We start from the raw sequence: 25,295 nt of genomic DNA, 5'->3' as shown, positions 1-25,295 counted from the left end.
ACGGGGATCCACTCGACAATGCGAAAATCTATCCATTAGTATGAAAAAAAGATGATGCTCATTCGTTTTTGGCTAGGTAAATGTTCACGAATAAGTGTCTTAAATCGGATTGCGATCCTGTATCTGAATAACGAGAAAATCGTAAACTATCCGATTGAATGCCTTATCTACTTAAAATTTCGGCAAGTCTCCTGTGGTATGGAGTGTGATAGGTGCTAGGTCTCGGCCCTGAGCATTATATTGGCTATCTAACGCGGTGCGATCCTCAGGGTGCTGAAGATCATAGCTTTTACCATTTTGTCCATCGACCAAAAAACATTTACCCGAATCGAAGTGAAAAAAATTCATGGCATGGGAATCTTTCCCCCCACTGACAGGGACAGTGACTATGGCCCGCTTTCCTTGAGGCAAGGCGCTAAATAGTAATGATGAGACAGACTGTTCAGGCGATAACCCTATCGTTTGGCTCTGATCCGTAACTTGACTGATAACACCTGCTCTCGTGTCTATCGCTTCCCAAAACTTGAGCGGAACGACGCTATCATTTTGTCGAGCCAACATGAGTCCCATATTGACATCGATAGCCTTAGCGCATGTTATACAATTACGTAATGCAATCGCACCTGAGTTGCGTCCAACAAGGTAGTCGAACGCGTTCTGCATGCCTCCGTGAAATTTATACGGGTTAGCTTTAGTCGCGAGATAATGCAGGCCTTCATTGATATCCAACTGAAGTAATTTATAACAGTTATCACCTATGGTGGTGGTTTGGTGCTGCCCTATACCTTGGTAGAATGTAGCTTCATCGGCATAAACATCCGCTTGGGATTCGCCAAGATTAATATCCTCATCGCATAAAACAAAATCATCGAAATTGTCTAGTTGCGGTGCATCTTTGGGGGCGGGTAAACCATAAAGAGCCCCTAAATTGGTATTACCTACTTTGGCCTGATATAGCACTCGTATTAGCCCTTCATCCTCCATGCCATGAGCAGTAACGTAATTAAGTAATTCGTAACGAGATGGTGTGACGGCATAACGCAGAAAATTATCCTCACAGCTCATAAAACCTTTCGCCACCAAGTCGCCAATATTTTTATAATCATTTGAAGATAAAGCATTTTTAAGTAAACCGCCGCGAAATTCACCATTTGTTTCAGCGCGATTAGAAAAGGTCCACTGAAGATCGCCAAATTGAGCGACAAAGGTCGCAGCTTCGCTATCATTAGGGAGAATTCCAGTAAACTTTTCACTGCTAAAGCGAGGATCTGTCAAGCTATTTCGCAAGGCTTGTTGTACAGCTTGATTGTCAGACATACATTGAATATTGCCTTCAATATACTTTTCCAGCGTGAGTGAAGAGGCCATTTTTCGTAAGTCATCACTGGCCGTTATTGTGGTTTTCACTGCGGCAACTTGATAGAAATGTGTGTCTATATCGCGGTTATCCGTTTGATAAATTGTACGGCCACCAATACTTAGCAACATCCGCCATTGCTCACCATTGTCGCCTAAAGCTAATTTAAATTTGGTTTGATGTTGATCGACCGCTAAATTACGTAATGCACAAAACCTTTGTGCCACTTGGGAAGGAGTGAGCACGCCAGGCTGGGTTACTTGCTGATATAGAGCTTGTATCGCTTCGAGTTTCACGCCACCACGAAACCAATCAAGAATTTTGTCCAGTAAGCCCATTTTCCCCGCTTCATCTAAAGTGTTGGCGGTGAGAACCCGCTCTAAGCGGCTCTCGTTAAAGTGATAGGTATGTTGCCTACCTAATGCAACTTCGACAGTCATAATCTTTACCTCTTAATTGACCATGCCCATGAACGGCTTTTGTTTGGCCTAGTACACCAACCAAGTCTCGCCATTCTGATTAACTTCCTTGGCGCCTTGTTTGAGCAATACCTCTCTCAGTGCCTGACGGGCGAGACGTTGTGCAGGCCTACCTGCATCATGGATTACCATGCCGCGGATCTGCTGAATATCCGGCAGACTTCGCCTTAAATGACGTAATTGTTCCACTAACTGTAAAACCGCACTGCTGACCCCCGAGGTATTGCCTTTACTGCAAAAGTCACAAATGGTCAGGGTGTTTTCGTCGACGCGATACACCATCGACCAATGGGGACTATCCCAACATTTTCCCCATTCAAACTGGCTGTTTTCAAAATAAGCAGGACTGACTGTCACCCCTTGACGGGCAAGATATTGACTTACACTATCCATATTGATCTCCTTAGTGTTAGGCCAGTTCGACCTAACACTTAATGATGTTGAATAGAAGCACTGCTAGTTATGTACTGCCGAGCTAATGCGGCCGTGCAATTCGACGAGCTCTTTGATCAAGGAGCGCATCTGCTCCGAAATTTGCTTTGCTTTATCATTCAGATCATTAACACCCTTGATATAGCTCTGGGCGTTACTCGCCTTAAAATCACCGATAGTGCGCTCTAGTTCAGCCTCTTTGCTTATATTGGCACCGACCACTTTGCCTGTGCCTTCAATCCCTTTGCTAAACGCCCCACTCATGTGAGTCGCAGCATCTCCAAACTTGCCCGATAACCCAACCCCTGCCATACCTATCACGCCTCCGGCGATCTCTAATACACCAGTCCAGATACTCGCTTCGCAGGCCTTATCAATGGCGGAACGTTTATCGTCCATAGAGGCAATTTGTACGTCCCAACCGAGTTGTTGCTGCTTAACGTTGTAGTCCTGTAATACGTTGCGTAATTTTTTAAACATCTCGGCCAATTTCAGCATAAGATCATTAATTTGCGAGATAGCATCCATACCGTCACTGGCACAGTTGTCATTCAGTTGATCAGTCTTGTCTGTGTTAACGGGCGCTGGAGTGTGGCCTTGACCCGAAATAATGTTGATATCTGTCATGGTAAACCTCACTTATACTGTTGAACCTGCGATACGGGCTTGTAGTGCGCCACTCTGACTGATCGCCTTACTGGCACCGTCTAAGCTGTCGCCTTGTTTTTCAATCAGATCTTTTACAGTTTTCATTTGCTGTTCTTTAGCTTTGTCGTACCACTCGTAGCAAAACTCTAAGAAATTCTGTTTTAAAATCAGTTCTTCAATTTGCTTTTGCAGTTTGGCTTTCTCAACGGCTATGCTGCCATCGGTAATCGCTTTTCCTGCACCAGCGGTCGCACGGATCACATCTAAGGTCGTAAAAGTACATGCCTTGATTGCCGTTTTAATCACTTCATGGCTAACCTCTTTCACCACTTGCTTAGTGATTTCCTCGGCAGTGACCTGGACGCCTTTCTTAATAGCCTGTTTGCCGACTTCTTCGACAGATCGAGTCACGAGTTGCTCAATCGCCTCTTTACTGAAGGCATCCATCAGACCACTGGCAAGTTTACGTCCCCCCTGTTCAGCGGCTTCTTTTAAACCCTTGCCTAAGTTGGCCATAACCTGGTCAGTAACTTGTTCGGCAACTTGCTTACCAACTTCTTTCGCGACATTAGTGACCGCTTCGGTAGAACCTTTAGTAATACCATCAACGAGTTTAGGAGCCGCTTCCTTCATCGCCGTTTCTGTACCTTTGGCAATTGAACGTGTCGCTGAAATTGCCCGACCTGCTTGGAAGATATCCAGTGCCATGCCCACTATTTCGCAACCTAATTGCACTTTGCCTGCCACATCAATTACGCTCTGGCATTTATCTTTATCTGCCCCACATAAGATGGCGGTTTCTGCTGCGGCTTTAACCATGCCAGCAACCCCTGCAGCGAGATAGGCAGCACCTCCGGCAATTTCTAATGCGCCCCCCGCAACATCACCAACCGCACAGCGTAAGGCGCCTTCGACCAACTTAATTACACCGTAAATGGCCTCAACCGCTCCGACAATCCAGTCGAAAATGGCTCCGAAAATTCCACCCTTGTGGGCCTTATCAGCTTGCTCGATGGCTTTTGCCAGTTGCTCTTGATATTCCTTCACCTTTTTATCGCGCAGGAACTCTTGAGTATCGGTCATTATCTTGCTAGCTTTCATGGCCGAGCTTGCTGTGTCTGCGAAGGTCGAAATACTGAGATTCGCAGCCATCATGACCATGGAATCCATGGACGCTTTTTCTAATGAATTCAATGATCCCAATCCACCAACAGTGCCCGTCTTAGGATCTGGGGTAAAAAAGGGCGTTAAAATACGCTGCAATGCCCTTTGTGCATCTTTCATTGTGACTGGACCTTGATGCTGATCTTTATGCTCAGTTTGAGTGAGCGTCACAGGCATGGACCAGTCGGGCAAACTTGCTTTGCTAACAGCATGCGCCTGGGCGCTAGCATAATTGGCCGACACATTCTCAGGGCCTCTTTCTGTCACACTGTTAATTGACATGGGAATTCTCCTTAGCGAGTGTGGCTAGCCCGCGCTGTGCACTGGCGGCAATCCCTGTGCTCTCGGGGTGGCCTTCACACCAACGTAGACTGGCGTTAAAGCTTCTCTGGGCATAATCATGGTTACCTAACGCCAAGTAACTCAAACCAGCATGGTAAGCGGGTAACGGATTATCGACTTTGATCATCCCTGCCCGGCCCAAACAGAAAATGGCCTCTTCATGTTCGTGTAACTGCTGGCAGCATATTCCTAGAGAAAAGCAGTAGTCGTAATTCCATTGGTCTATGCGCATTAAGAGGTAAAAGATCCGCTTCGCCCCCTGTTGATCACGGCAAGCCATTAACTGCAACGCGTATTGGTACAACACATTCAAGTCACTTTGCTCGACGTCAGCCAACATACGCAGTGAGCCTCCCCGTTGCAGAAAGTGTTCAATTACTTCAAATTCTTCCTGTTTCATAACTGACTCCCTAACGGACATTTTGGGCGATGGATTTATTCATCTCGGCCAACATGGTCTGCATGCTATTGAGTAAACTGACGGTCACGTTATAGGTCTGCATAATTTTCTGCAGTTGCAATTGTGACTGGGAGACAAAGTCAGAGGCACGATTTGAGACCGATTCCAAAGCCGATTTCACCGCTTGCAACTTACCTTTATCTAGACCTCCAGCAGCGCCAAGGGCATTGGCAATCTGTTGCATATGTACCTTACTGATGCTTTGCCATGATTGCTGTCCGACTTCGGGAAGACCCCAGATATAATCACAACAACGCTGACCATCGACCTTGATGCCGTGTTCATCCATATAACTGATCACATCTTGCCAACTCGCCGATTGCATTCCTTCTGGTCCAGCTGCGGCAATTTTGTCTAGTAACTTTTTCAAATAAACAGCGGAGGGATCATTGTGACTGAGATAAGCAGAGATACTCATGCCATCAACTTCAAAGCCATTGTCACTCATATACTTAACGACATCAGCAGGCAGATTTACCGTGGCTTTATCCCCTTGCTTCGCGACTTGAGCTATCGCCTCATCGACGCGATTCGCCATGTCTTGAGCTTGGCGCGACACATCGGCCTTTTGCTGCATTTGGCCATACTTAGCATCGGCCAGTTCTGACAACAAATTCATAAACATATACAGTACTGCAATACCTCCAGAGAGCACTGAATCTCCGCGAGACGCTATCTGAGCTTTCACCTCATCCGACGCTTGACTGTTGGTAATACTGGTACCTTGAGTTGCTACATTTGTAATTTCCACAATGATGACCTCCAACAAAAAACGATATCGCACTAAATTAACGAATGTTTTGTGCAATCGACTTGTTCATCTCCGCTAGCATGGTTTGCATACTGTTTAATAAACTGACGGTAACGTTGTAAGTCTGCATAATTTTTTGCAGCTGTAGCTGAGATTGTGAAACGAAGTCAGAGGCACGGTTAGATACAGATTCCAACGCCGCTTTCACCGCCTGTAACTTACCTTTATCTAACCCTTTACCGTCGGGGTCATTCTTGGCCAGGTACTTATCGATGGTCATACCATCTATGGTGAAACCATTGTCATGCATGTATTTCACGACATCATCAGGAAGTTTACCTACGGCTTTATCACCATCTTTGGAGACGTTTGCAATGACCTCATCAACCTGATTTGCCATATCTTGCGCTTGACGAGAAACATCAGCTTTTTGCTGCATTTGACTGTATTTGGCATCGGCTAATTCAGAAAGCAGATTCATAAACATATATAAGACTGCAATTCCCCCTGAGAGTACTGAATCACCGCGTGAAGCAATTTGATTTTTGACACTTTCAGGTTGTTGAGAGTTAATAATGCTAGTGCCTTGATTACCTACATTTGAAATATCCATAATAACACCTCATTGATTATTTAAATTAAGCATGATTTTTATTGAACTTACATATAACTTCTAACTTTTTTAACCTTGTCAATCACCTTTTCTTTAGAAGTTGAGTCAACATCATTATCAACCTCGCCAGATTCTATTTTACCTAACAAATTAAATTGTGTTTCGAGACTTTTGAAATGATGTTCCAATTCACTGACTTTATTCATAACAGTATTTTGCTGTAATTCAAATCCACCAGGGAATGCATTCTTTAACTTAATCAGCTTAGCTAATGCTTCAGGATCCCTATCAGAACGTTCAACTAGAAGATTTATTTCTTCTTGTAGCGCTTGAAATTCTTTAATATGTTCTCCAAGTGCTGCTTTACGTTGCTGAAGATCTTGCATAACTGATTTTATATCACTGAACATATCCATAACTAACCCCTTGACTTATATATTAATACTATTATGTATTGAAGATACCTAAAAACGATGGGAATAAAATAAAACTGGTCAAACCACTAAATTAAAATTTAAAGCTATTTTTTATAACGTGAAAAAAGTGTGTCTATAACTATTTCTGCCGCATTGATAGCTTCATCCAACAATGGAATTGTTCCACTATTACCAGATAAGATATTACTGCGCATTTTAGCTAGTCTATTATGGTAAGCCTCCTGTTTGTAATTATGTGATTTAATATCATCCTCAAGCTGTGTAATTCTTGACATAATGCCTCCTAAAAAATAAGTGGTACATGAATTAACTCACCGGCTCTACTGAGATCTAATCCATGAATGTTCATATATTCCACGACATAACCATTATCTAATTTGCTACCCGTTGATAACCGAACACCACTCGATAACTCTATGAATGGAGACTGTGCATTACCACCATAGGTCACCACAGAAGCATTTAATAAATGATTAAGTTCGTTTTGTACTGGAATATTTTGAAATACTAACTTCAATCCATTGGCATGCGTTGGTTCTAATCCTTGCGCAACAGTCATAATCTGTTGCTGTTGTTGTTCACTGACTTTACCTGTCATGACGATGGCATCATTGATCCGCTCTATCATGAGACCAACCAGTAAATTTTTGTTTCGCAATGCGGAGATTAACGGTTTGAGCTGACTGTCAACCTGATTGCTAACTTGCCAATTAACAAGTCCGGGCAGGTTATTCAAGCTAGACACCGCTTTATCCCAGCGCTCCCCTGACTGAATGGCGCCTGAGATGATGACATTGCTGGGCTCACTACCTAAGGTCACAAGGGCATTGGCAAATCCATTTTGGACTAAGACATCTTTGACATTACGTATCAACTGATCGCCACAAGTGGTCTGCTCTATAAATAAAATACCTTGTCCTTTGATATCACCGAGAAACTGCGCCATACGTTGTGAATCTTGGCAAAAGCCGCTCAGTGTCACCACGCCATCTTTTGACCAATGGGCTTGAACTCCGTTTAAACCGTCGGTCTGCAACTGCTGCGATAACCATTGTGCTTGTGTCAACTCGGCGATAGGCATCTTTGCAGGAGCTAATAACACTGTCGCTAATAGCACCATAGAGAGCATTGAAACTGTCGCCAGTAACCACCACGACTTCTTTGCCTTTGTTTGAAAATGTGATGGTATTGCCTGTTGCTGTAATTCATCGGTGCAATGGCCTAAGAGGATACCCACACCAGCGAGTTCAATAACTTGCCCCAATGGCAACATATTGACTTCGCTTATAGGCTGTCCAGCTATCCAAGTCGGTACCCAAGACTGCAGCCGAACCCCCGCTTCATCGATCAATAAATCCACTTGTTCTACGTGTTCAAGTGTGGCTAACACATCACCATCGGGTCCGATGCTTAAGTTACCAAGAGGCAAAGATAGCTCTCGTCCTTGCAATGGACCGTTTAACCATAAGAGCTTGTATCCTGAAGACATATTAATCTCCTTGGTTAACGGGTTCCGCTTTGATCAGGAACAGACGCATCACGCTTTGAGTATGGTGATCTGTGCTTCTAAACAAACCGCCCAGTAATGGTAGATCGCCTAGTAACGGGATCTTGTTCTGGGTCGTTTCATCTCTATCTTGTACGAAGCCGCCGAGTAACAGACTCTCCCCCGATTTCAGCGTCGCCTGAGTCGAGATCTCGGAGTTTTGCACTTGTGGTAATGGTTCACTACGGCTCACTGCTTGGCTCTGTTGACCATCCTGAATATTGAGATCCAACATCACAGCCTGATGACCTACTTCATCAATCAATCTTGGTGTGACTCGTAATAGAGAACCAGTGGTCACTGACTCTAATTTAGCGACTTTATCCCCTTCCAACTTAGTGTAAAATGTCACGTTTTTATCGAGTACTGCTTGCACATTGTTTAACGTAACCACAGAGGGACGTGAGAGCACTTTGGCCTTAGAGTTCTTCTCTAGTGCATTGAGGCGCATCATGAAGTTGCCTGTATTGCCTATGACAGTGGAAAAATTGTCACTGCTATCACCACTGTTGAAACTGACTGAACCACCCCCTAATTTGGCTGACGCCGACCAATCTATGCCCAACTGTTTAAAGTCAGAGGCGTCCACATCGAATATCGATACAGACACTTCAATCATGGTGGGCTTAGTATCGAGTTGTCTTATCAAAGAGCCATAAGTGGCCATATCACGGGCACTTCCACGGACTATGATGGCGTTTTGACGAGGATCAGCGGCAAAGACTGGGCCGCTAATATTACTCACAGAACCCGCCACTGCATTGGCGACTTGTGTACCTTGATCCATTTCTTTTAGCACCGTGACTAATCCAGGAATACTCACAGGTTGGCTACGATATTCATAAATAGAGTCTGTGGCAGATGCGTATTTCAGTGGATAGACTTTAACCGTTTCTTGGTTTTCTGTGGTTTGTTTAGCATTGGCATCAAGTTGTGCCGTAAGTTTGGTGACACTGTTAATGCATTCGGGTACACCTGTGACTTGTAAGCCACTGATCCCTGCCATAGATTTAATGTTACAGACCCCCTTATCTAACACTCCTGCACTGCGCAGGTAATGGTCGACCTTAGTCGCGGATAAGCTAGTTAACGGTAGCACTTCACTATTAATTTCACTGGCTTTGTAAACATATAAGACTTCGTTGTTGTAGTACCAAACTAAGCCATAGCGACGGGTCAGATCTTGAATAACGGATTTAGGATCTTGTTCTTGGATTTGGCCGATATAGTTGTCGTTGACCTTGTTACTGACAATGACTGGTACGCCGTAATTGTTGGCAAAGTCTTGGATGACGGAGGCTAGCGCAGTGCCTCGACTGATCATTACAAAGGGTTCACCTTGCCATTTAATGTTTGTCAGTGGTGCAGCCTGAACTAGGCCAATCTGACAAAGTAACAGTAGACTGAGTAGTTTTTTCATACTGTCCTCCCGATAAGTGAAGCTCGATTGCTATCAACAGGTTTAAGCAGGCTCTTTTCGAGAAACCTCGCTATAGCAAGTTGCATGACAATCCCTTTAGATAAAGCTTCATCATCTTGAATTTCATCGTAATAACGCCATAACAACCAGAGTTCACCTCTAAGCTGAAGGCCACAATCTAAGGCGTGATCACTAGCGGCTAATGCGAGCGTTGCTTGTGTTAGCCAATCCACAGCAATATCGGTCGAAATCGCTAGCACTATTGCAATAGATACAGAGGTGTCAGTTTCGAGAACGAGGGCTTGTCTTTCGGCTAAGGTCCAAGTCGTGTTTCCTTCGACGTTTTGGCTAGCCAAGAAGCCACTTTCAATCAATCTCGTCAGCATTTTTACACCCTGTTTCACTTTCATGGGATCAGTATGTAAGTGTCTAAGCCTAGCGCCCATCAGGTGAACACCTTAACTACTTAAGGTAGGTAGATGAAAAATACCAAGCCTCAGTTATTCACCTGATAGCACTGGCCGTTAATGTGGTTAAGATGAGAAAATGGTTCGAATGGATTTCGAAGTTCATGCAAGAACAAGATGAATAGCGTATTTTTAACTGACAAAGGCCGAAATAAGATGAGCAGAGAACATAGATGAAGATCCAATGGAAGTTTTCCTTAGTTACTAAGCTCACAGTCTCCTTTATGTCAGTGCTCGTAGCTCTGTGGCTGATGATGGAATATCTATCCTATAACAACACGTTCAGCCATACACTCGAACGCTCCTTAGTTGCCTTTAGTGAGCTCAGCGGATTACGGGCCGAGGTGAGTAATACACTTTTCACCGATGCCAGTTATGATGTGCGCCAGCTCGATAAACAGCTCAAACAGTTCGCTTCAATAGACAAAGTGAATGACCAGGAAATTGTGTCTCATTATTTTCCATTCCAAGCGAAAAGCCATGACGATACTTTGACCATGTGGGTCGCGCAAACATTTGGCAGTGCTGGGCAACACAGATATTTAGATACTTTCATCTTGAAACCTAACGAAGGTATTACGATTTATGCAGCATCCGATGCCAATGATGAATATTTTCAAATTCGTCTACGCGAGATAAAACAGCTCTCAGTACAAGCGTCGACTACAGGTTATCGTTGGGGAACACCGCTCAAGGACAAGAATTCAGAAGACTACCACTTAAGTTTCAGTTACTCGAGTGACCCACAGGATCCCCTATCCCCACAAGTCGGTTTTAGTATCAATTTAGCGTCAGCAATGTCACTAAATAATGCCTTAGGACCTGGGGACATTAGCTTTTTCATGACACCAAAGGGGGAGTTATTTTCTAAATCTACCTTAACCTTAACTCCGTCGATACTCGTTAAACTCAAAGATGAATTTAGTCATGACCACCCACATGCTAAGAACACCGCACACCCATTGGGCGATTACTATGTCATAAAAGAGCATATTCATGGGCCAGGCTGGCAGCACATCACATTAATTTCAGATGTCTATCTTAAAGATATGGCGTTAATACCTTTTTTTAAAGAGCTGCCATGCGCTCTGTTGGTCTTAGTTTTGACAGCAACTATCCTGCTGAATATATTAAAGATTAACCTTAGCAAACCTATGAGAAACTTCGTAAATATCATCAATAATGCCAGTCAGTCGACCTTCGAACACCGACTACCACAGGATCGTAATGACGAGCTGGGACAAATTGCGAAAGCCTATAATCATCTACTCGATACAGTAAAAGAAAGCTATGACGAGTTAGAGCAAAAAGTCACCCTTCGTACCAATGAATTAGCCTTGGCTAAGCAAGAAGCAGAAAAGGCCAATGAACGTAAAACCGAGCATCTAACAACTATCAGCCACGAAATTCGAACTCCATTGAATGGTATTACTGGGTCGCTCGAATTACTACGTAATACCCAACTGACACCTAAGCAAATGGATTTGCGTGATACCGCATATAATTGTGCCAATTCTTTACTCGCCATTATCAATAATTTGTTGGATTTTTCCCGTATAGAAGCCGACCAAATTGAAATGAACTTACAGTCTTACCCCATTTTGAAGTTGGCTGATGATGCAATGATCACCATCCAATCTCGGATCGTGAATAAACCCATCACCCTAAAATGCTTAGTCAATGCTAATGTCGCCGAGAAAGCACTACTGGATCCTCTGCGAGTCAGGCAAATTCTGGTTAACTTGCTCGGTAATTCGGCTAAATTTACCGAAGCTGGCCAGATTTTATTACGTATCGAAGTGGTTAAGCAGCATCTGTATTTTAGTGTGGAAGACACGGGGGGAGGGGTTGCTATTCAAGATCAGCAGCGTATTTTTGAACCTTTTGCACAAACTTGCCATCATAAATCGGGCACAGGGCTTGGTTTACCTATCTCAGCGAAACTCGCCAGCAAAATGAAAGGCAAACTCACAATGTTTAGCACTTTGGGCGAAGGTAGTACCTTTATTCTCGATTTACCCTTAGTTGATCCAACTGCGCCCTTATGTTTGCCTAATACTGTGATTGTCGCTCCTTTAGCCTTACATCCACAACTCACACTCTGGGGAGCTTGCCCCATTGAAGGGGATAATCCGGCATTAGCATCTCCTGAACTGGCTCACTTGCCGGCTCGTTTATGGCAGAGGCTCTTTGAAATTCGCCACAACCTGCCACATAAGCAACGTCAACATACCCCAACACTTCTCCCTTGGCGATTAAAGATCCTCTTAGTCGACGATGTCGAAACTAATCGCGATATCATAGGTAAAATGTTGCTTGAATTAGGACAACAAGTCATTGCCGTTAGCAGTGGTGAAGCCGCGTTAGAAAAAGGTACTCGACATATCTTCGATCTTGTCCTTATGGATATTCGTATGCCAGAACTCGACGGTTATCAAACAACGCAACGATGGCGCAATAGTGAAGATATTCTCGATGGTGATTGCCCAATTTTTGCACTCACTGCCAACGCCAATCCTAAAGAGCATGACACAATAGAATCCGCGGGAATGAATAGTTATATCACCAAACCGGTGTCATTGAAGCAACTTAACCATGCACTCGAAGCCGCGGCTGATATGCAGTTAGATCGTGATATGCAGCTCGTGATAAACAATGAAATCGATGCGCCTATGATTGATTTTTCGCATACAGATCTTAATCATAGACTCGCCGTGCATCTGGCAGATATGGCACATCAGGCCAAGTTACATATAGAGAATCAAGCTTGGAAAGAATTGAGTGATGTACTGCATACCATCAAAGGTAGCGCTGGCTTAGCAGGTAAAAAAAACATTGCAAATGAAGCGGCAGATTTAGAGGTAGCACTCGAAACGAAAGAATGTTTGAGCCTAGCAGAATTTAGCGCACTCGATAATTTAATTCACGCATTAGACGCTGAAAGTTGATCTTAGACTAAAAGTGCAAGCACAGCACAAACTGTGCTTGCGCCACATCCATCTTTATAATCCGAGTCTTTGCACCCAATGCATTAACTCGGCGACGTTATGCGCATTAAGTTTGCGCATTAAATTCATTCTGTGAGTCTCTACCGTTTTTAAACCAATCACTAAATCTTCAGCAATATCACGGTTGCGGCGCCCCTCACAGATCAGTTTTAGCACTTGTTGCTCACGGGGGGTCAGCAAAGGGATATCCCCATCGACCACTCCACTCAAAGCGGCTATTTGCTGCTCATCTAAACTAGGATCGATAAAGTTTTTGCCCTTACTCACACACTTAATTGCCGCTAATAGTGTGCTCTTAGGGCTATTTTTTAATACATAGCCATTGGCGCCTACATCAAGCGCTTCCCGTGCACTTTTTTCCTCAATCGTCGCCGTTAACATAATAATCATCATCTCTGGCCAACGTTGTCTTAGCTGACGGATTACGTCAAATCCACCCATTCCGGGTAATTTAAGATCCATAAAGACCAGATCTGGCCTGAGTTTGAGGCATTTCTCGTATACCGCAAGCCCATCTTCAACCGAGCCAATCAGATTAAGTTCAGGATAAGGCGCTAAACAGCCTCTTAATCCATCAAAAATCAACGAATGATCATCGACCACTAAAATATTGATCACTTTTCCATGACTAAATGCCATATACGTCCCTAGACTCTAATACTCAAAATCATAAAAAGTTTTTAAAACCATCGATGAAAAAATGATTTAACAGCATTAAAACCCGTTTAATATTTAAGAAATAATGAATTAATCAGTTAAAATAGTTATACAAAAATAGTAATCATGGTGCAAGTTTAATGTATAAAAATAAAAATTGAATAGCAACAAGATTAGTTTTTCTCTCTCAGGTAACTCAGTTTTCCTTCATAACTTTAAGGAATGATGCTGCTGAAGGATTGAGAGCTTCTTCTATATAAGGACATGTGTACCTTAACGGATACAAAACACTTGATGGTAATGGCCGACATTTTTACTGGTTGGGCTTTAGTTTAGTTGGTAGAGAAGCTTTTGCAAAAAATGATATCGGGTTACTCAACAATAAATCATTTAACTAAAATAAAGAATAGTTACTATTTGATAAAATTTATAACGTATGGCCAGTCGTGTAGGCATATTTTAGCAGTTAATTATCTAAGTTCAGACTTACCCATTATTTATAGCTCTTCACTCTCACATTAATCAGCAATTATTTAAAATAAAATAATTAACATTTACCATGGATATAAAATAAACCATTAAAGCCAAGAGAGTTATATAATAACCAACTATTAAACCTATAAATATTACACTTTAATCATTATTAAATTAATTTTTTAATCTATCATGTACAGTCTAATTACTCTAAAAACTTTCAAGCTGGTCAATTTTTTGTTAAATTCATCTACGAGTTAAAGCAAGTTACTGTTTTAGGAAAAGTGTTTTAGTGATGTATTTATAGAATCATGACACTCATCATAGATACGCTTTCACCTTTAACTTTAAAACTTTATAACTCTTTTTCTGAGGTAATATTGTGATGCCAACTTATTTAACTTGAGGAGATAAAAATGATCCAAGCTAATACTATAACTAAAAATCGCTACCACACTGAAAACCCTAAGTAACTGAAAAATATTAAAGGATGTAGGGGAAACGGCCAAAATTAAAGAAACTCAAGAGTCATTGCTAGCACAATGATTAACACTTGAAGATTTAGCAAGGCAATCTACTGTATCAATAAAACTTCGCAAAAACGTGTAGTAGCCGAACAGCCAGAGCTTACATTTTAATACACTGTTAATCGCAAAAGAGGGTATATAAGCAGAGCACTGTAGGATCCCCTAATAATTCATAACCCCAACAGCCATGAATTAATGAGAGTTCAGCCTATTTCTTCGCAGCACAAAGCGCGTCATCTGCTGATATGGAATAGTCATGCCGTCGCCGTAACAGTTCTTTGCCCATCCTGACTGTCGATAACACATTCAGTTTCTTCACCGTGTTTGCTTGGAAGTGCCGCTGTAATTACTGCATTTCTCCGTATAACCCTACGCACAAAAATGCCTGTTACACCAACAAGGCTATCGATGTGCCGTCCTAAATGAGTTAAGTTAGTGAAGCTATCAGTGTTGATGAATAGATAAGCGACCGTGCTGTGTAGCAGTGTTACGAACGAGAGCCTGAGATGGTGAACTGACAGTTAAACATGGACGTTGTTTGGCAAAGGAGATCCAAGAAAGGATTGCTGTTGCTCCCCCTTTGGGTCAACTCTTGATTTAAATACAAAAACGAACGATCCCATTCGACAACAATAACGCCAAGTTACTGGCCATCCCCAGTGAATAACCCAATGATTAATCGAATTAATTATTCAATTCGACTAATTCATGCTGGCAAGAATCACCTGCGTGGCATCAAAACAGGCGAAACATGGCTCGCCGACAGCCAACGCCTGCATTTGAGTCAGTGGCATCACTGAATAGATGATGTCTTTGCCATCAATATCTATGGCTAATTCGGCCTTATCGCCAAGTTCAGTCACGCTCAGCAAACGACCGCTTAGGCAATTTTGCCCATCCACTTCACAGACATGAGTCGTCGCCAGTACAGCGGGGGCTTTAAACAGTAACAACACAGATTTATCCAGGGCTAACTGCAAGCGTTCGCAGCTCGAATGGGTCACTGAAATCTGAATCTGTTGTCCGCCCGCTAAGGTCACGCTGATTTTGTCATTTAATCCAAATGAATCAATGCTATTGATACGACCCGTTAACTGATTGCGGGCGCTGGTGTTGAGGGAGAAATGCGCCATCACATCCAATAAACTGTGCATATCGACGGACTCATCGAGCAAGGCAGCCAAAGCCATTTCTTGTACTTGGGAGGTGATGGAATACACCTTAAGCAACCGTTCGCCAAATTCGGTGAGTTTAGCGCCGCCACCGCCTTTGCCTCCCTTTTCGCTACACACTACGGGTTCGGGCATGGCGGTGTTCATCTCATTGATCGCGTCCCACGCCGCTTTATAACTGATCCCCGCAAGCTTGGCGCCTTGGCTGATCGAGCCTGTGTTGGCAACCTGCTCAAGCAGGCTTATCCGCCTAGGATTGGCGAAGGGCTTATCCCCGAGGGAAAGCGTAAGTAATGCATGTAAATCCATCGTCTATCCAGCACCCAAGTCTGACTTGAGTCCTATTGTCCTTCATCGTCTTGAGGATACCAATAAGATTGCCGAGATATTTCAGCGGATGAATACCATTAATCCGCAAGAAACCGCACACAGATCACTAATTGATTGCTTAGGGCTTGAATGATCGATATATAGATTGGTATATAACGATCACTTTTTATCACGGAGGAACACCATGAAATCTATTCACCTTAAGCAATTACTGCGTTTTACCACGGCTTCGTTATTCACAATGGTACTGACATCTAGCCCAATTTTTGCGGCAGACAATGAGCAAGTGACTGTTTTTGCAGCGGCATCGCTCACCAATGCACTTAACGAAATCGGCCAGCAATATGAAAAAGAACACAATACCAAGGTGATATTCTCCTTCGCCTCTTCCTCAACACTGGCAAAACAAGTGGCCAATGGTGCACCCGCCGATCTGTTTGTCTCGGCGAATCAAAAGTGGATGGATTATCTGGTCGATGCTAAAGCGGTCGATGTTAACAGCCGAAAAACCTTGTTAAAAAATACCTTAGTCTTGATTGCCGAGAAAAATAGTCCCATCACAGAAGTCGTGCTCAATGGCGATTGGGATATTAAAGCCGCATTAAAAGGCAGTCGTATGGCTGTTGGCGATCCAGATCATGTGCCTGCTGGACAATATGCCAAGCAAGCCCTCGAAAACCTCAAGCTGTGGCAAGCCGCTGAGCCCTTACTCGCCCGTGCTAACAATGTCCGTGCCGCCCTCGCTTTGGTTGAACAGGGTGAAGCGCCGCTTGGCATAGTGTATTCAACCGATGCGAAAGTCGCCCAAAAGATCAAAATCGTTGGCACCTTCCCAGAAACGAGTTACAGCCCAATTGAATACCCTATAGCCTTAGTCAAACAAGAATCGACCGCAAGCGCCAAAGCGTTCAATGAGTATCTGCAGGGCCCAAGCGCAAAAAATGTGTTTGAGAAATATGGCTTTGGAGTGAATTAGGGTGCTGAGTGGTTCTTTGTTAAGCGGCTCATTTTTAAGCGGCTCTATGCTAAGTGGCTCTCTTTTAAGCGACTATGAAATTGCCGCACTACTACTCAGTTTAAAGGTGTCATCCGTTGCCGTTATCGCCAGTTTACCCTTGGGCATTTTATGCGCTTGGGTGCTGGCCAGAGTCGAGTTTCCTGGCAAGGCGATATTTGACAGTGTGCTCCATCTACCACTGGTGTTACCGCCCGTGGTAGTGGGTTACCTCTTGCTGATCAGCATGGGCCGCCAAGGTTTTATCGGCCAGTGGTTATTTAATTTGTTTGGCATCAGTTTTAGCTTTAGTTGGCGCGGTGCGGCCCTCGCGGCGGCGATAGTGTCATTCCCGTTGATGGTCAGAGCCATACGCCAATCCTTTGAAACTGTTGATATTCGACTCGAGCAAGCCGCACGCACTTTAGGTAGCAGTCAATGGCGAGTATTTCTCACCATCACACTGCCGCTCACCTCTCCAGGGATAGTGTCAGGCATGATTATCGCCTTTGCTCGCAGCCTAGGGGAATTTGGCTCGACTATTACCTTCGTTTCTAATATTCCCGGTGAAACTCGTACAATTCCGCTCGCCATGTACTCTTTTATTGAAACCCCTGGGGCAGAATATCAGGCCATGCGTCTGTGCATTATCTCGATCGTTATCGCGCTCGCGTCTTTACTCGCCTCCCAATGGCTGAGTAAAAAAGCCCTGCAGAGGACAGCAAGCGTATGCTAAGGATCAATATTGAAAAACGGCTCGGACAGTTGCAACTGAAAGTCGATACCCAATTGCCATTGCAAGGCGTGACAGCCGTTTTTGGCCGCTCGGGTGCGGGTAAGACCTCGCTCGTGAACCTACTTGGCGGGCTTTCGACCCCAGATAGCGGTGAAATCCGCCTCGGCGACAAACTGCTTTATCAACAAGGCAAAGTGAACCTTCCCCCAGAGAAGCGCCAAATTGGCTATGTATTTCAAGAAGCACGACTGTTCCCGCACTATAGCGTGAAGGGCAATCTCAACTATGGTGTGCGTAAAGCTAACCCAGTCTTGTTCGATAGAATTGTGCAGTTACTGGGAATTGAAAAACTCCTCAGTCGCTATCCCAGCACGCTATCGGGCGGTGAAAAACAACGGGTTGCCATTGGCCGTGCCCTGCTGACATCGCCCGATATGCTGTTGATGGATGAGCCGCTGGCATCACTCGATTTACCCCGTAAACGCGAGTTACTGCCCTACTTGCAAACCTTATCGCAGGAACTAAAACTGCCGATAGTGTATGTGAGCCACAGCCTAGATGAGATCTTACAACTGGCGGATTATATGCTGGTGCTGCATCAGGGGAAATTGATCGCCAAAGGGGCCTTAAGTGAAGTGTGGAATAGCGAGCAAATGCGCCCTTGGGTGCCATTGCAGGAACTCAGCTCACTCCTCAGTGCAAAGGTCGCCGACAGACATCCCGACTACCCCATGACTCGACTCGTGATGGATGATGGAAACTATTTGTGGGTAAATGGCTACCTAGCTGAGACGGCAAAGAAACTCAAAGTGCGTATTCAGGCAAATCATGTCTCGGTTTGCACTGAGATCCCCAAAGGCTCAAGTATCCGCAACCTGCTAAAGGGAGAAATTAAAGAGTTATACCCCAGCGATAACGGCGAGCAAATCCAATTAAAAATCGCCCTAGGCCGCGATGAACTTTGGGCCAACATCACCCCTTGGGCCTGCGACGAACTGCAACTCACTCATGGCAAAGCGATTTATGCACAAATCAAAGGCGTGACTATGACGCAAATGGATATCGCCGAATCCCACTAGCTCAACCTAGAGCACAGATCGAAAACCAAATTTCAGGCACAAAAAACCGACTCTAGGTCGGTTTTAGTTCCTTCATCAGAAGGATTTGGTACCAGTGGCCAGACTCGAACTGGCACGCTTTTAAGGGCGGGGGATTTTGAATCCCCTGTGTCTACCGATTTCACCACACTGGCATATCAAATATGCACTTAGAAGCAATCAAAACAACTAGCTGTCTCTAAGTGCTGGGAATTATACCTTTGCTTATGACAATGGCAAGTCTTTTGCCGCGACTTTAATACAAATTGCATTTAACCGCTCAAAAATCATGCTCTTGGGGTTATTCTGCGCCATGGGATAATAAAAAAGCGGTATATTCTTTATCACTTTTTTGAATATGGTTTACCAACCAAGCTTTCAAGAAAGCCATTAATTCGTCAGCAACATCTTCACCTCTAACAACCCGCTTTTGAAAATCAAGTACTTGCCCAACTAACTTGCCGTGTTTTTCCTTGTGGCTGTCAGTTTGAGGGTAACCAAAACGCGCAAAAAGTTCCTCTTCATAGGCAAAGTGATTGGCGGTGTAATCTACTAACCCTTGCACGATTCGTTTGATGGCTTCAAGTCCATACTCTTCATTTAATGTGCGGTGTAATTCATTGATCAATGAGACTAAGCGCTGATGTTGACGATTGATCTCAGGCATTCCTATGTCTAACTCAGGCCCCCATTTCACAAAGAGTTTATTTTGCGCCTGACTCGAATTAAAAAATGCCGCATTCACATGGAATCGATGCAGCAAGGAGCCGATTTCCTGCGACATGTTATACACTTTCAAACTCGATAAGTTAGTGTTGTTGGTATGGGAGGCATTACTCAGGGCTAGCTCAGCCATCACACTGATATTTTTATTAATTTCCTCTGCTACTGTATGTTGTTGTCCCGATGCTGTGGCAATTTGGTGGGACATATCGGTAATGGTCTCCACCTGAGCGACAATCTGCCCGAGTGCACTGTGAGCTTGATCAACCATATCAGCCGTTTCGTCGGCAATCGCCACGTTTTTCAACATGACTTCAACACCATGTTGTGCGCCTTTTTGTAATGCGGCGATTTGCTGCTGGATCTCAACCGTGGCTTCGGATGTTCGTTTAGCGAGATTACGCACTTCATCGGCGACTACAGCAAAACCGCGACCATGTTCACCCGCTCTCGCACTTTCAATGGCAGCATTTAAAGCGAGTAAATTGGTCTGTTCGGCCACCTGCGAAATGGTTTCAATAATGCTACTGATATTATTGCTGTCGGCGGCCAAGTGCTCGATCACGGTTCGAGTATCATGGATCTGTTGCGACATAGCGCCAATTTTAGTGACTATGCCATTCATGATTTGATCGCCGCGCTTAGCAGAACTTTGGGCAATATCAGCTGCCTGCGCAGCACTCACCGCATTTTGCGATACGGCTTGTACGCTTGAAACCATCTGCGTCATCGCACTGGCTGCCAGTTCCGTTTGATGCTCTTGCTCTAACACGCCTTGCTTTGCCTGTTCACTGATAACCTTGATATCCGAGGCGACTTTTTTCATCCCTTCACAGGTATCAGATAAAGACAAAATCGTACGGCTGACATCCTCACCCATGCGATTAATGTTATGTACTACCTTAATGAACACACCCGCATCTTTCTCTTCCAATTGATAACTCAAATCTCCCTCGCCTAAGTGGTGTGCTGCACGCTCAAGTTGTCTCAAATTACGAATTAATTTATTGATGTTGAATATTAAAATGCCGGCGAGCGCGCTTAAACACAAAATGGCAACAAAGTGCCCTGTGATCACCAAACAATAGAGGGGATAAATCAGCAACAAGAGTGGCGCAAAGATAGAATTATATCCCATTGAATCCTTGTGACTTTTTTTAGAATCCATTTTTTACTCCTTTAAAAAACTGATATCGTGCCTTCATATAAAAACAAGAACGAATAAATGGAATAGCGCGTTAACTGAATATCGATCGAGTTGAATAGGTTAATCCTAGACGCTAACGGAAGAAGAAACAAAGCTAAATTATTTGAACTCGTCGCTGTTAAGCATACCCTTAAATTTGACCAAGATCACAGAGTTAACTAAGGGTTATGACTTTGTATTCCTATGTCGATTTTTTATTGATCGAGATCAGTATTTTAGCTATCGAATACCGCTAATTTAGCGAGGACTTCACAGGAAAGAGGATTTCAGTCATGGCATTTTGGTTAGATCTAATGTTTGGTAACCCCATAGGCTTACTTTCAATGATCGTTATCTTTAGCACAATAGGGATAGTGTCTTATATCACTTGGATGTTCATTGTGAAGTCGGCACCGAAACCATAGTTTTTGCTCCAGTTGTTCTTCATGTTTCTTGTATAAATGCAAAATCTAGGGGGTTTTATCACCCCCATTTTTTGTTGTCTCGCTTTTCAGAATACTGCAACTCATCTAAAGCCAGCACTCATCCGAGCGAGACAAAACACGCCTATGCAGCGTGTTTTCTGTTTTGTACTAATCCATTCAAAAATTGCGGGCGCGCCTTAATCAACGACTGCATTTCTTCTTGGCTCGGCTCACCTGCTGGCAAACGCAGCACATCACGGTTGAGGTACATACGCGCTTTCATGGCAATCTTATAGTCAGCGGTCGGTCCCTGAATCGCATAATGGCGCTCGTTACCGAGCTTTTCTAAGATGCAGGCATTTACTAAACTTTTTACAGCGGGTTCATTTTGCGGCAGAGTCAAAATCGTGGCGCCTTGAAGAAAGAATTCCCTCACTAAAGCTCGCTCAGCGGGATCAAGTAGATTCACTTTAGCTTCAATCGTCTCAATAACACGCTTATCGCTTAAATGACGGATAGACTCATCTAAACCTAAGTTAATTAATTGACTCAAAAAATAAGCGATAGAAACGATTAGACCTAATCCAACAAACTGTGCATGTTCTGGCACAAATTTATCGAGCGCCAGCACTGCCAGCACATTAGGGGGAATAAGAAGTAAGACAGAACAACTCACCATAAGCCACAGCATGACTCTAAACATCATTTTCTTCGGGCTAAAAAACTTAACTGAATCCAGCTTGAGTTTAAACATAGTGCTATCCCAGTGACAAAAAATTGAACTTATCGGCTAATAAGCAAATTTAATGCCACAAATGAAGACATATTTCGTTGATTTTATCTGCGAGAAAATGCACTTTCTGGATCTGTAGGTCTATGCTTATAAGCATCTCAAGCCGCTATTGCATAAAGAAAATTTAAGATGCTGACATTCTTTAGCCAACTTATCAAAAGCCCCATAGGCAGGCACCTTACCCTGTCTATTGTACTTTTTAGTTCTGTTATCACCTTAATCACCACTGCGTATCAGTTGATCAGTGATTATCGCAATGATGTAGTGCGTATCGATAGAGTATTTTCCAACATGGAAAAGGTGAACTTAGATGTGCTCGCCGCCAGTATTTGGGTTATTGACGAGCGGCTCATTAACACTCAGCTCAATGGGCTAATTCAGCTGCCCGATATTAACTATATTTCGATTAAAGATGACAGCGGCCAAGCATGGAATGCAGGCGAGCAAAAACAAGAACACTCCTTAGATAAAACCTTTCCTTTAGTCTATAAATCACCGACTGAAAACATCAATGTCGGCACACTCGAAATACAAGTCGATGTCGATGCTATCTATCAACGCTTGTATGATAAGGCCATTATCATTCTGCTTTCTAATGGCATTAAAACCTTCTTAGTGGCTGGGTTTATTCTATTTTTAGTGTGGTTCAACATTACTAAACACTTAGATAAACTCAGCCAATACTGCAAAAATATCGACATAGACCATGAATACGAGCCACTACAATTTGACCGTCATGAAAAAATTGATGAATTCAAACAAGTCGCCGATTCCATCAATAGCATGCAAGTACAACTTAGAAGCTCATTTAGCGCCTTAAAGAATTCTAAGACGGAACTGCAAATAGCCTTAGAAGATAGAGAGCGGCTACTCAAGCTCGAACGTAGCTATAAAGAAGAGCTCGCAAGGCAAGTAAAAGAAAGAACACTAGAGTTAGAACAATCCCTTAGCGCACTAAAACGAGCACAACAGGTTTTAGTTGAGCAAGAAAAAATGGCGGCCTTGGGTGGACTCGTGTCAGGGGTTGCACATGAGATAAACACCCCAATTGGCATTTGTTTGACGGCGGCAAGTGCGCAGCTCAGCCATATTGAAGAACTGATCGACCTGATCCACAGCGATCAAGCCACATTAGATGAGATAAATGAAATACTTAATGAGTACCAAGAAAGCTGTGAACTCATTGTCCGTAATATCACTAAAGCCAGTAGTTTAATTCAAAAATTTAAAACGATCGCCATCGATCGCAGTCACGAAGAACACCAATGCTGTAATCTAAACCAGCAGCTACATGAAATCCTAGAGTCGACATTAATTATGCATCCCAATGTTAACGCCTCAACGGAGATCAACGTGGAGCCTACACTCAATATCAAAACCAATATCAGTTTGTTAAATCAAATTGTTAGTAATATTCTCTCGAACGCCTTTACCCATGCATTCCAAGGACATGAAGACAATCTTATCCACATTAGTGCGACTTTGGATGAAGAATCAATTCAAATCAGCATTCAAAATAATGGCTTAGCCATTCCAGCCGATGTTGCTGAGCACATGTTCGAACCCTTCTTTACTACAAATCGTAATAAAGGTGGTACTGGCTTAGGATTATCAGCGGCCTTTAATGCCGCAACACTGTTGAAAGGCACTATGAGTTATCGCGCAGACTCAAAACTAGGCGGCCCACAATTTGATATTAAATTTCCATACACTCAATGTGAACCAGTCAATAATCAACAAGATTTTTATATCTAGGTATAACCTAATGAAATTACATAATATTGAAGGGGCATCACCGCGCTTGAAAGTGGTGATATCTTGACTGAATCTAGGTTAAGAGTTTAAACCGCCTCTTGAGCCTGCTGTGCCAATCGCGCTAATACGCGACTTGCCGCCACAAAACCAAATGTCCCAGTGACCATAGTCACAGCCCCAAAACCAGAAGCACAATCCATCCTCATGCTGCCATCAGCCGCCGCTTTAGTACCGCACACTGAGCCATCGGCTTGGGGATACACTAACTGCTCACTGGAAAAAACAGCATCGATAGCAAACCGGCGTTGCACGTTTTTAGAGAAGTTATACTCGCGGCGCAAAATATTACGCACTTTGGCTAGCAAAGGATCTTGGTAGGTTTTAGCGAGATCAGTTAACTGAATTTGCGTCGGATCTGTCTGTCCACCCGCACCGCCCACTGTCACTATCTTAATTTTTTGACGTTTACACCAAGCAATTAACGCAGCCTTCTGCTTAACGGCATCAATACAATCAATAACATAATCAATATTGCCACCCTCTTTAGCTCCAAGCAAATACTCGCCTAGATTATCCAATGTAATAAAATCTTCAATTTCATTCACTTGGCAATCAGGATTAATTTCACGGATCCGTTGTGCCATCACAGCAACTTTAGAACCGCCGATAGTAGAGCTAAGAGCATGTATTTGTCGGTTAGTATTAGTGACGCAGATATCATCTAAATCCATCAAACTTATCTGCCCTAAGCCGCTCCGCGCTAAGGCTTCAGCCGCCCAAGTACCGACGCCACCAATACCAATTACCATCACATGGGATGTGGCAAATTTAGCCAACGCCTTTTGTCCATACAAACGGCCAATTCCGCCAAATCGATTTTGATAGGCCTCAGTCATAAATACTTACCTTATATTACCCAATAACAGCAGGAACGCTTGCCCCAGCATCCAGTAAACACCAGCTGGGACAGCTTAAAAGCAACACCAGAAATGTGCCGTGGATTCTAAACGATATCGACATAAACCGAAATCAGATCCTCAGCCACCAAACACCAGATGCAAAGGGATACGAATACTAAATGAGTGTAATAAAAGCAAAGGCCCATCATTTACAACCGAGTAATTTGGTAATCGACTTAATAAAAACATGTATTTCACTTGTAAAACAATATGTTGAATAAGCCATCCTTTATATGAAACATGATCAAGATCACACTTTATCATTTCAAGTCTGTGCAGACTTTGCCGCATAAAAGCTCAACAGCATGCATAGATACTGAAGTTATCAATGCATATAACAGCG

At 43.5% G+C, this 25,295-nt stretch carries 23 protein-coding genes, 1 tRNA gene and 1 pseudogene; 6 read left to right on the top strand and 19 right to left on the bottom strand.

What is annotated here, in order from left to right; translation table 11 throughout:
• Positions 1-171: 171 nt before the first annotated feature.
• From L5M17_RS08935 to L5M17_RS08880, 12 genes are all read right to left on the bottom strand, one after another.
• Positions 172-1,797, bottom strand: coding sequence for a hypothetical protein (locus L5M17_RS08935; protein ID WP_263146757.1), 1,626 nt, complete (start codon positions 1,795-1,797; stop codon positions 172-174).
• 48 nt (positions 1,798-1,845) lie between these two features.
• On the bottom strand, positions 1,846-2,229 hold the full coding sequence (locus L5M17_RS08930; RefSeq protein WP_131525048.1) for a secretion protein: 384 nt from the start codon (positions 2,227-2,229) through the stop codon (positions 1,846-1,848).
• A gap of 63 nt (positions 2,230-2,292) precedes the next feature.
• Positions 2,293-2,895 carry a pathogenicity island effector protein gene (locus tag L5M17_RS08925; protein WP_028759295.1) on the bottom strand — a complete coding sequence of 201 codons (603 nt, stop codon included), beginning with the start codon at positions 2,893-2,895 and terminating at the stop codon, positions 2,293-2,295.
• Positions 2,896-2,907: 12 nt separating this feature from the next.
• Positions 2,908-4,362, bottom strand: coding sequence for a type III secretion system translocon protein (locus tag L5M17_RS08920; protein ID WP_168826763.1), 1,455 nt, complete (start codon positions 4,360-4,362; stop codon positions 2,908-2,910).
• Positions 4,352-4,822, bottom strand: a complete 471-nt coding sequence (locus L5M17_RS08915; protein ID WP_028759293.1) for a SycD/LcrH family type III secretion system chaperone — start codon at positions 4,820-4,822, stop codon at positions 4,352-4,354. The genes L5M17_RS08920 and L5M17_RS08915 overlap by 11 nt, the downstream gene beginning before the upstream one ends.
• 10 nt (positions 4,823-4,832) lie before the next feature.
• Entirely contained in the window at positions 4,833-5,633 is an 801-nt protein-coding gene (locus tag L5M17_RS08910) for a secretion protein EspA (RefSeq protein ID WP_168826761.1), read from the bottom strand.
• Between the two features lie 37 nt (positions 5,634-5,670).
• Positions 5,671-6,246: a secretion protein EspA gene (locus L5M17_RS08905; RefSeq protein WP_006081435.1), complete on the bottom strand. Its 576-nt coding sequence runs from the start codon at positions 6,244-6,246 to the stop codon at positions 5,671-5,673.
• A 47-nt stretch (positions 6,247-6,293) separates the two neighbouring features.
• Positions 6,294-6,662: a hypothetical protein gene (locus L5M17_RS08900; protein ID WP_263146748.1), complete on the bottom strand. Its 369-nt coding sequence runs from the start codon at positions 6,660-6,662 to the stop codon at positions 6,294-6,296.
• Positions 6,663-6,766: 104 nt separating this feature from the next.
• Positions 6,767-6,958, bottom strand: a complete 192-nt coding sequence (locus L5M17_RS08895) for a hypothetical protein (RefSeq protein ID WP_131525043.1) — start codon at positions 6,956-6,958, stop codon at positions 6,767-6,769.
• Positions 6,959-6,966: 8 nt separating this feature from the next.
• Positions 6,967-8,172, bottom strand: a complete 1,206-nt coding sequence (gene sctD / locus L5M17_RS08890; RefSeq protein WP_173246832.1) for a type III secretion system inner membrane ring subunit SctD — start codon at positions 8,170-8,172, stop codon at positions 6,967-6,969.
• A 1-nt stretch (position 8,173) separates the two neighbouring features.
• Positions 8,174-9,649 (bottom strand): EscC/YscC/HrcC family type III secretion system outer membrane ring protein, encoded by a 1,476-nt coding sequence (locus L5M17_RS08885; protein WP_131525041.1) that lies wholly within the window; start codon positions 9,647-9,649, stop codon positions 8,174-8,176.
• Positions 9,646-10,035, bottom strand: coding sequence for a hypothetical protein (locus tag L5M17_RS08880; RefSeq protein WP_242068425.1), 390 nt, complete (start codon positions 10,033-10,035; stop codon positions 9,646-9,648). Before L5M17_RS08880 ends, L5M17_RS08885 begins: the two co-directional genes overlap by 4 nt.
• Before the next feature lie 254 nt (positions 10,036-10,289).
• Here L5M17_RS08880 and L5M17_RS08875 point away from each other — a divergent pair, with 254 nt between their 5' ends.
• Entirely contained in the window at positions 10,290-13,064 is a 2,775-nt protein-coding gene (locus L5M17_RS08875; protein WP_263146741.1) for a two component system sensor kinase, read from the top strand.
• 54 nt (positions 13,065-13,118) lie between these two features.
• On the opposite strand, the gene L5M17_RS08870 is transcribed toward L5M17_RS08875, so the two are convergent.
• The 3 genes and pseudogenes from L5M17_RS08870 to L5M17_RS08860 form a co-directional block, all read right to left on the bottom strand.
• Complete coding sequence (locus tag L5M17_RS08870) at positions 13,119-13,763, bottom strand: two component system response regulator (RefSeq protein WP_263146738.1); 645 nt, start codon at positions 13,761-13,763, stop codon at positions 13,119-13,121.
• Between the two features lie 1,227 nt (positions 13,764-14,990).
• Positions 14,991-15,167 (bottom strand): annotated as a pseudogene (locus L5M17_RS08865) (IS4 family transposase); the annotation flags it as partial.
• 316 nt (positions 15,168-15,483) lie between these two features.
• Positions 15,484-16,263: a TOBE domain-containing protein gene (locus L5M17_RS08860; protein WP_263146735.1), complete on the bottom strand. Its 780-nt coding sequence runs from the start codon at positions 16,261-16,263 to the stop codon at positions 15,484-15,486.
• A 205-nt stretch (positions 16,264-16,468) separates the two neighbouring features.
• On the opposite strand from L5M17_RS08860, the gene modA reads away from it, so the two are divergent.
• The 3 genes from modA to modC are packed head-to-tail and all read left to right on the top strand — an operon-like array spanning position 16,469 to position 19,093.
• Positions 16,469-17,260, top strand: a complete 792-nt coding sequence (gene modA, locus L5M17_RS08855; RefSeq protein WP_263146734.1) for a molybdate ABC transporter substrate-binding protein — start codon at positions 16,469-16,471, stop codon at positions 17,258-17,260.
• 46 nt (positions 17,261-17,306) lie between these two features.
• On the top strand, positions 17,307-18,014 hold the full coding sequence (gene modB / locus L5M17_RS08850) for a molybdate ABC transporter permease subunit (protein ID WP_411568938.1): 708 nt from the start codon (positions 17,307-17,309) through the stop codon (positions 18,012-18,014).
• Complete coding sequence (gene modC, locus L5M17_RS08845) at positions 18,008-19,093, top strand: molybdenum ABC transporter ATP-binding protein ModC (protein ID WP_263146732.1); 1,086 nt, start codon at positions 18,008-18,010, stop codon at positions 19,091-19,093. Before modB ends, modC begins: the two co-directional genes overlap by 7 nt.
• 86 nt (positions 19,094-19,179) lie before the next feature.
• Here modC and L5M17_RS08840 read toward each other — a convergent pair.
• Together L5M17_RS08840 and L5M17_RS08835 are read right to left on the bottom strand one after the other, a co-directional pair.
• A tRNA-Leu gene (locus tag L5M17_RS08840) sits at positions 19,180-19,266 on the bottom strand.
• Between the two features lie 146 nt (positions 19,267-19,412).
• A complete protein-coding gene (locus L5M17_RS08835) occupies positions 19,413-21,002 on the bottom strand; it encodes a bacteriohemerythrin (RefSeq protein WP_263146730.1) in 1,590 nt (529 codons plus the stop codon).
• Positions 21,003-21,313: 311 nt separating this feature from the next.
• On the opposite strand from L5M17_RS08835, the gene L5M17_RS08830 reads away from it, so the two are divergent.
• Positions 21,314-21,445: a DUF3149 domain-containing protein gene (locus L5M17_RS08830; protein WP_105251481.1), complete on the top strand. Its 132-nt coding sequence runs from the start codon at positions 21,314-21,316 to the stop codon at positions 21,443-21,445.
• Between the two features lie 142 nt (positions 21,446-21,587).
• Here the strand turns inward: L5M17_RS08830 and L5M17_RS08825 are convergent, their stop codons facing one another.
• Positions 21,588-22,199, bottom strand: coding sequence for a superinfection exclusion B family protein (locus tag L5M17_RS08825; protein WP_105251480.1), 612 nt, complete (start codon positions 22,197-22,199; stop codon positions 21,588-21,590).
• A 168-nt stretch (positions 22,200-22,367) separates the two neighbouring features.
• Between L5M17_RS08825 and L5M17_RS08820 the strand changes: the two genes are divergently transcribed.
• Entirely contained in the window at positions 22,368-23,993 is a 1,626-nt protein-coding gene (locus L5M17_RS08820) for an ATP-binding protein (protein WP_105251479.1), read from the top strand.
• Positions 23,994-24,079: 86 nt separating this feature from the next.
• Here the strand turns inward: L5M17_RS08820 and tcdA are convergent, their stop codons facing one another.
• Complete coding sequence (gene tcdA / locus L5M17_RS08815) at positions 24,080-24,889, bottom strand: tRNA cyclic N6-threonylcarbamoyladenosine(37) synthase TcdA (protein WP_263146728.1); 810 nt, start codon at positions 24,887-24,889, stop codon at positions 24,080-24,082.
• Between the last annotated feature and the right edge of the window lie 406 nt (positions 24,890-25,295).

It is taken from the genome of Shewanella sp. SW24, from assembly GCF_025653395.1.
Taxonomy (GTDB): Bacteria; Pseudomonadota; Gammaproteobacteria; order Enterobacterales; family Shewanellaceae; genus Shewanella; species Shewanella oncorhynchi.
This window is presented reverse-complemented; position numbering and strand designations above follow the sequence as displayed.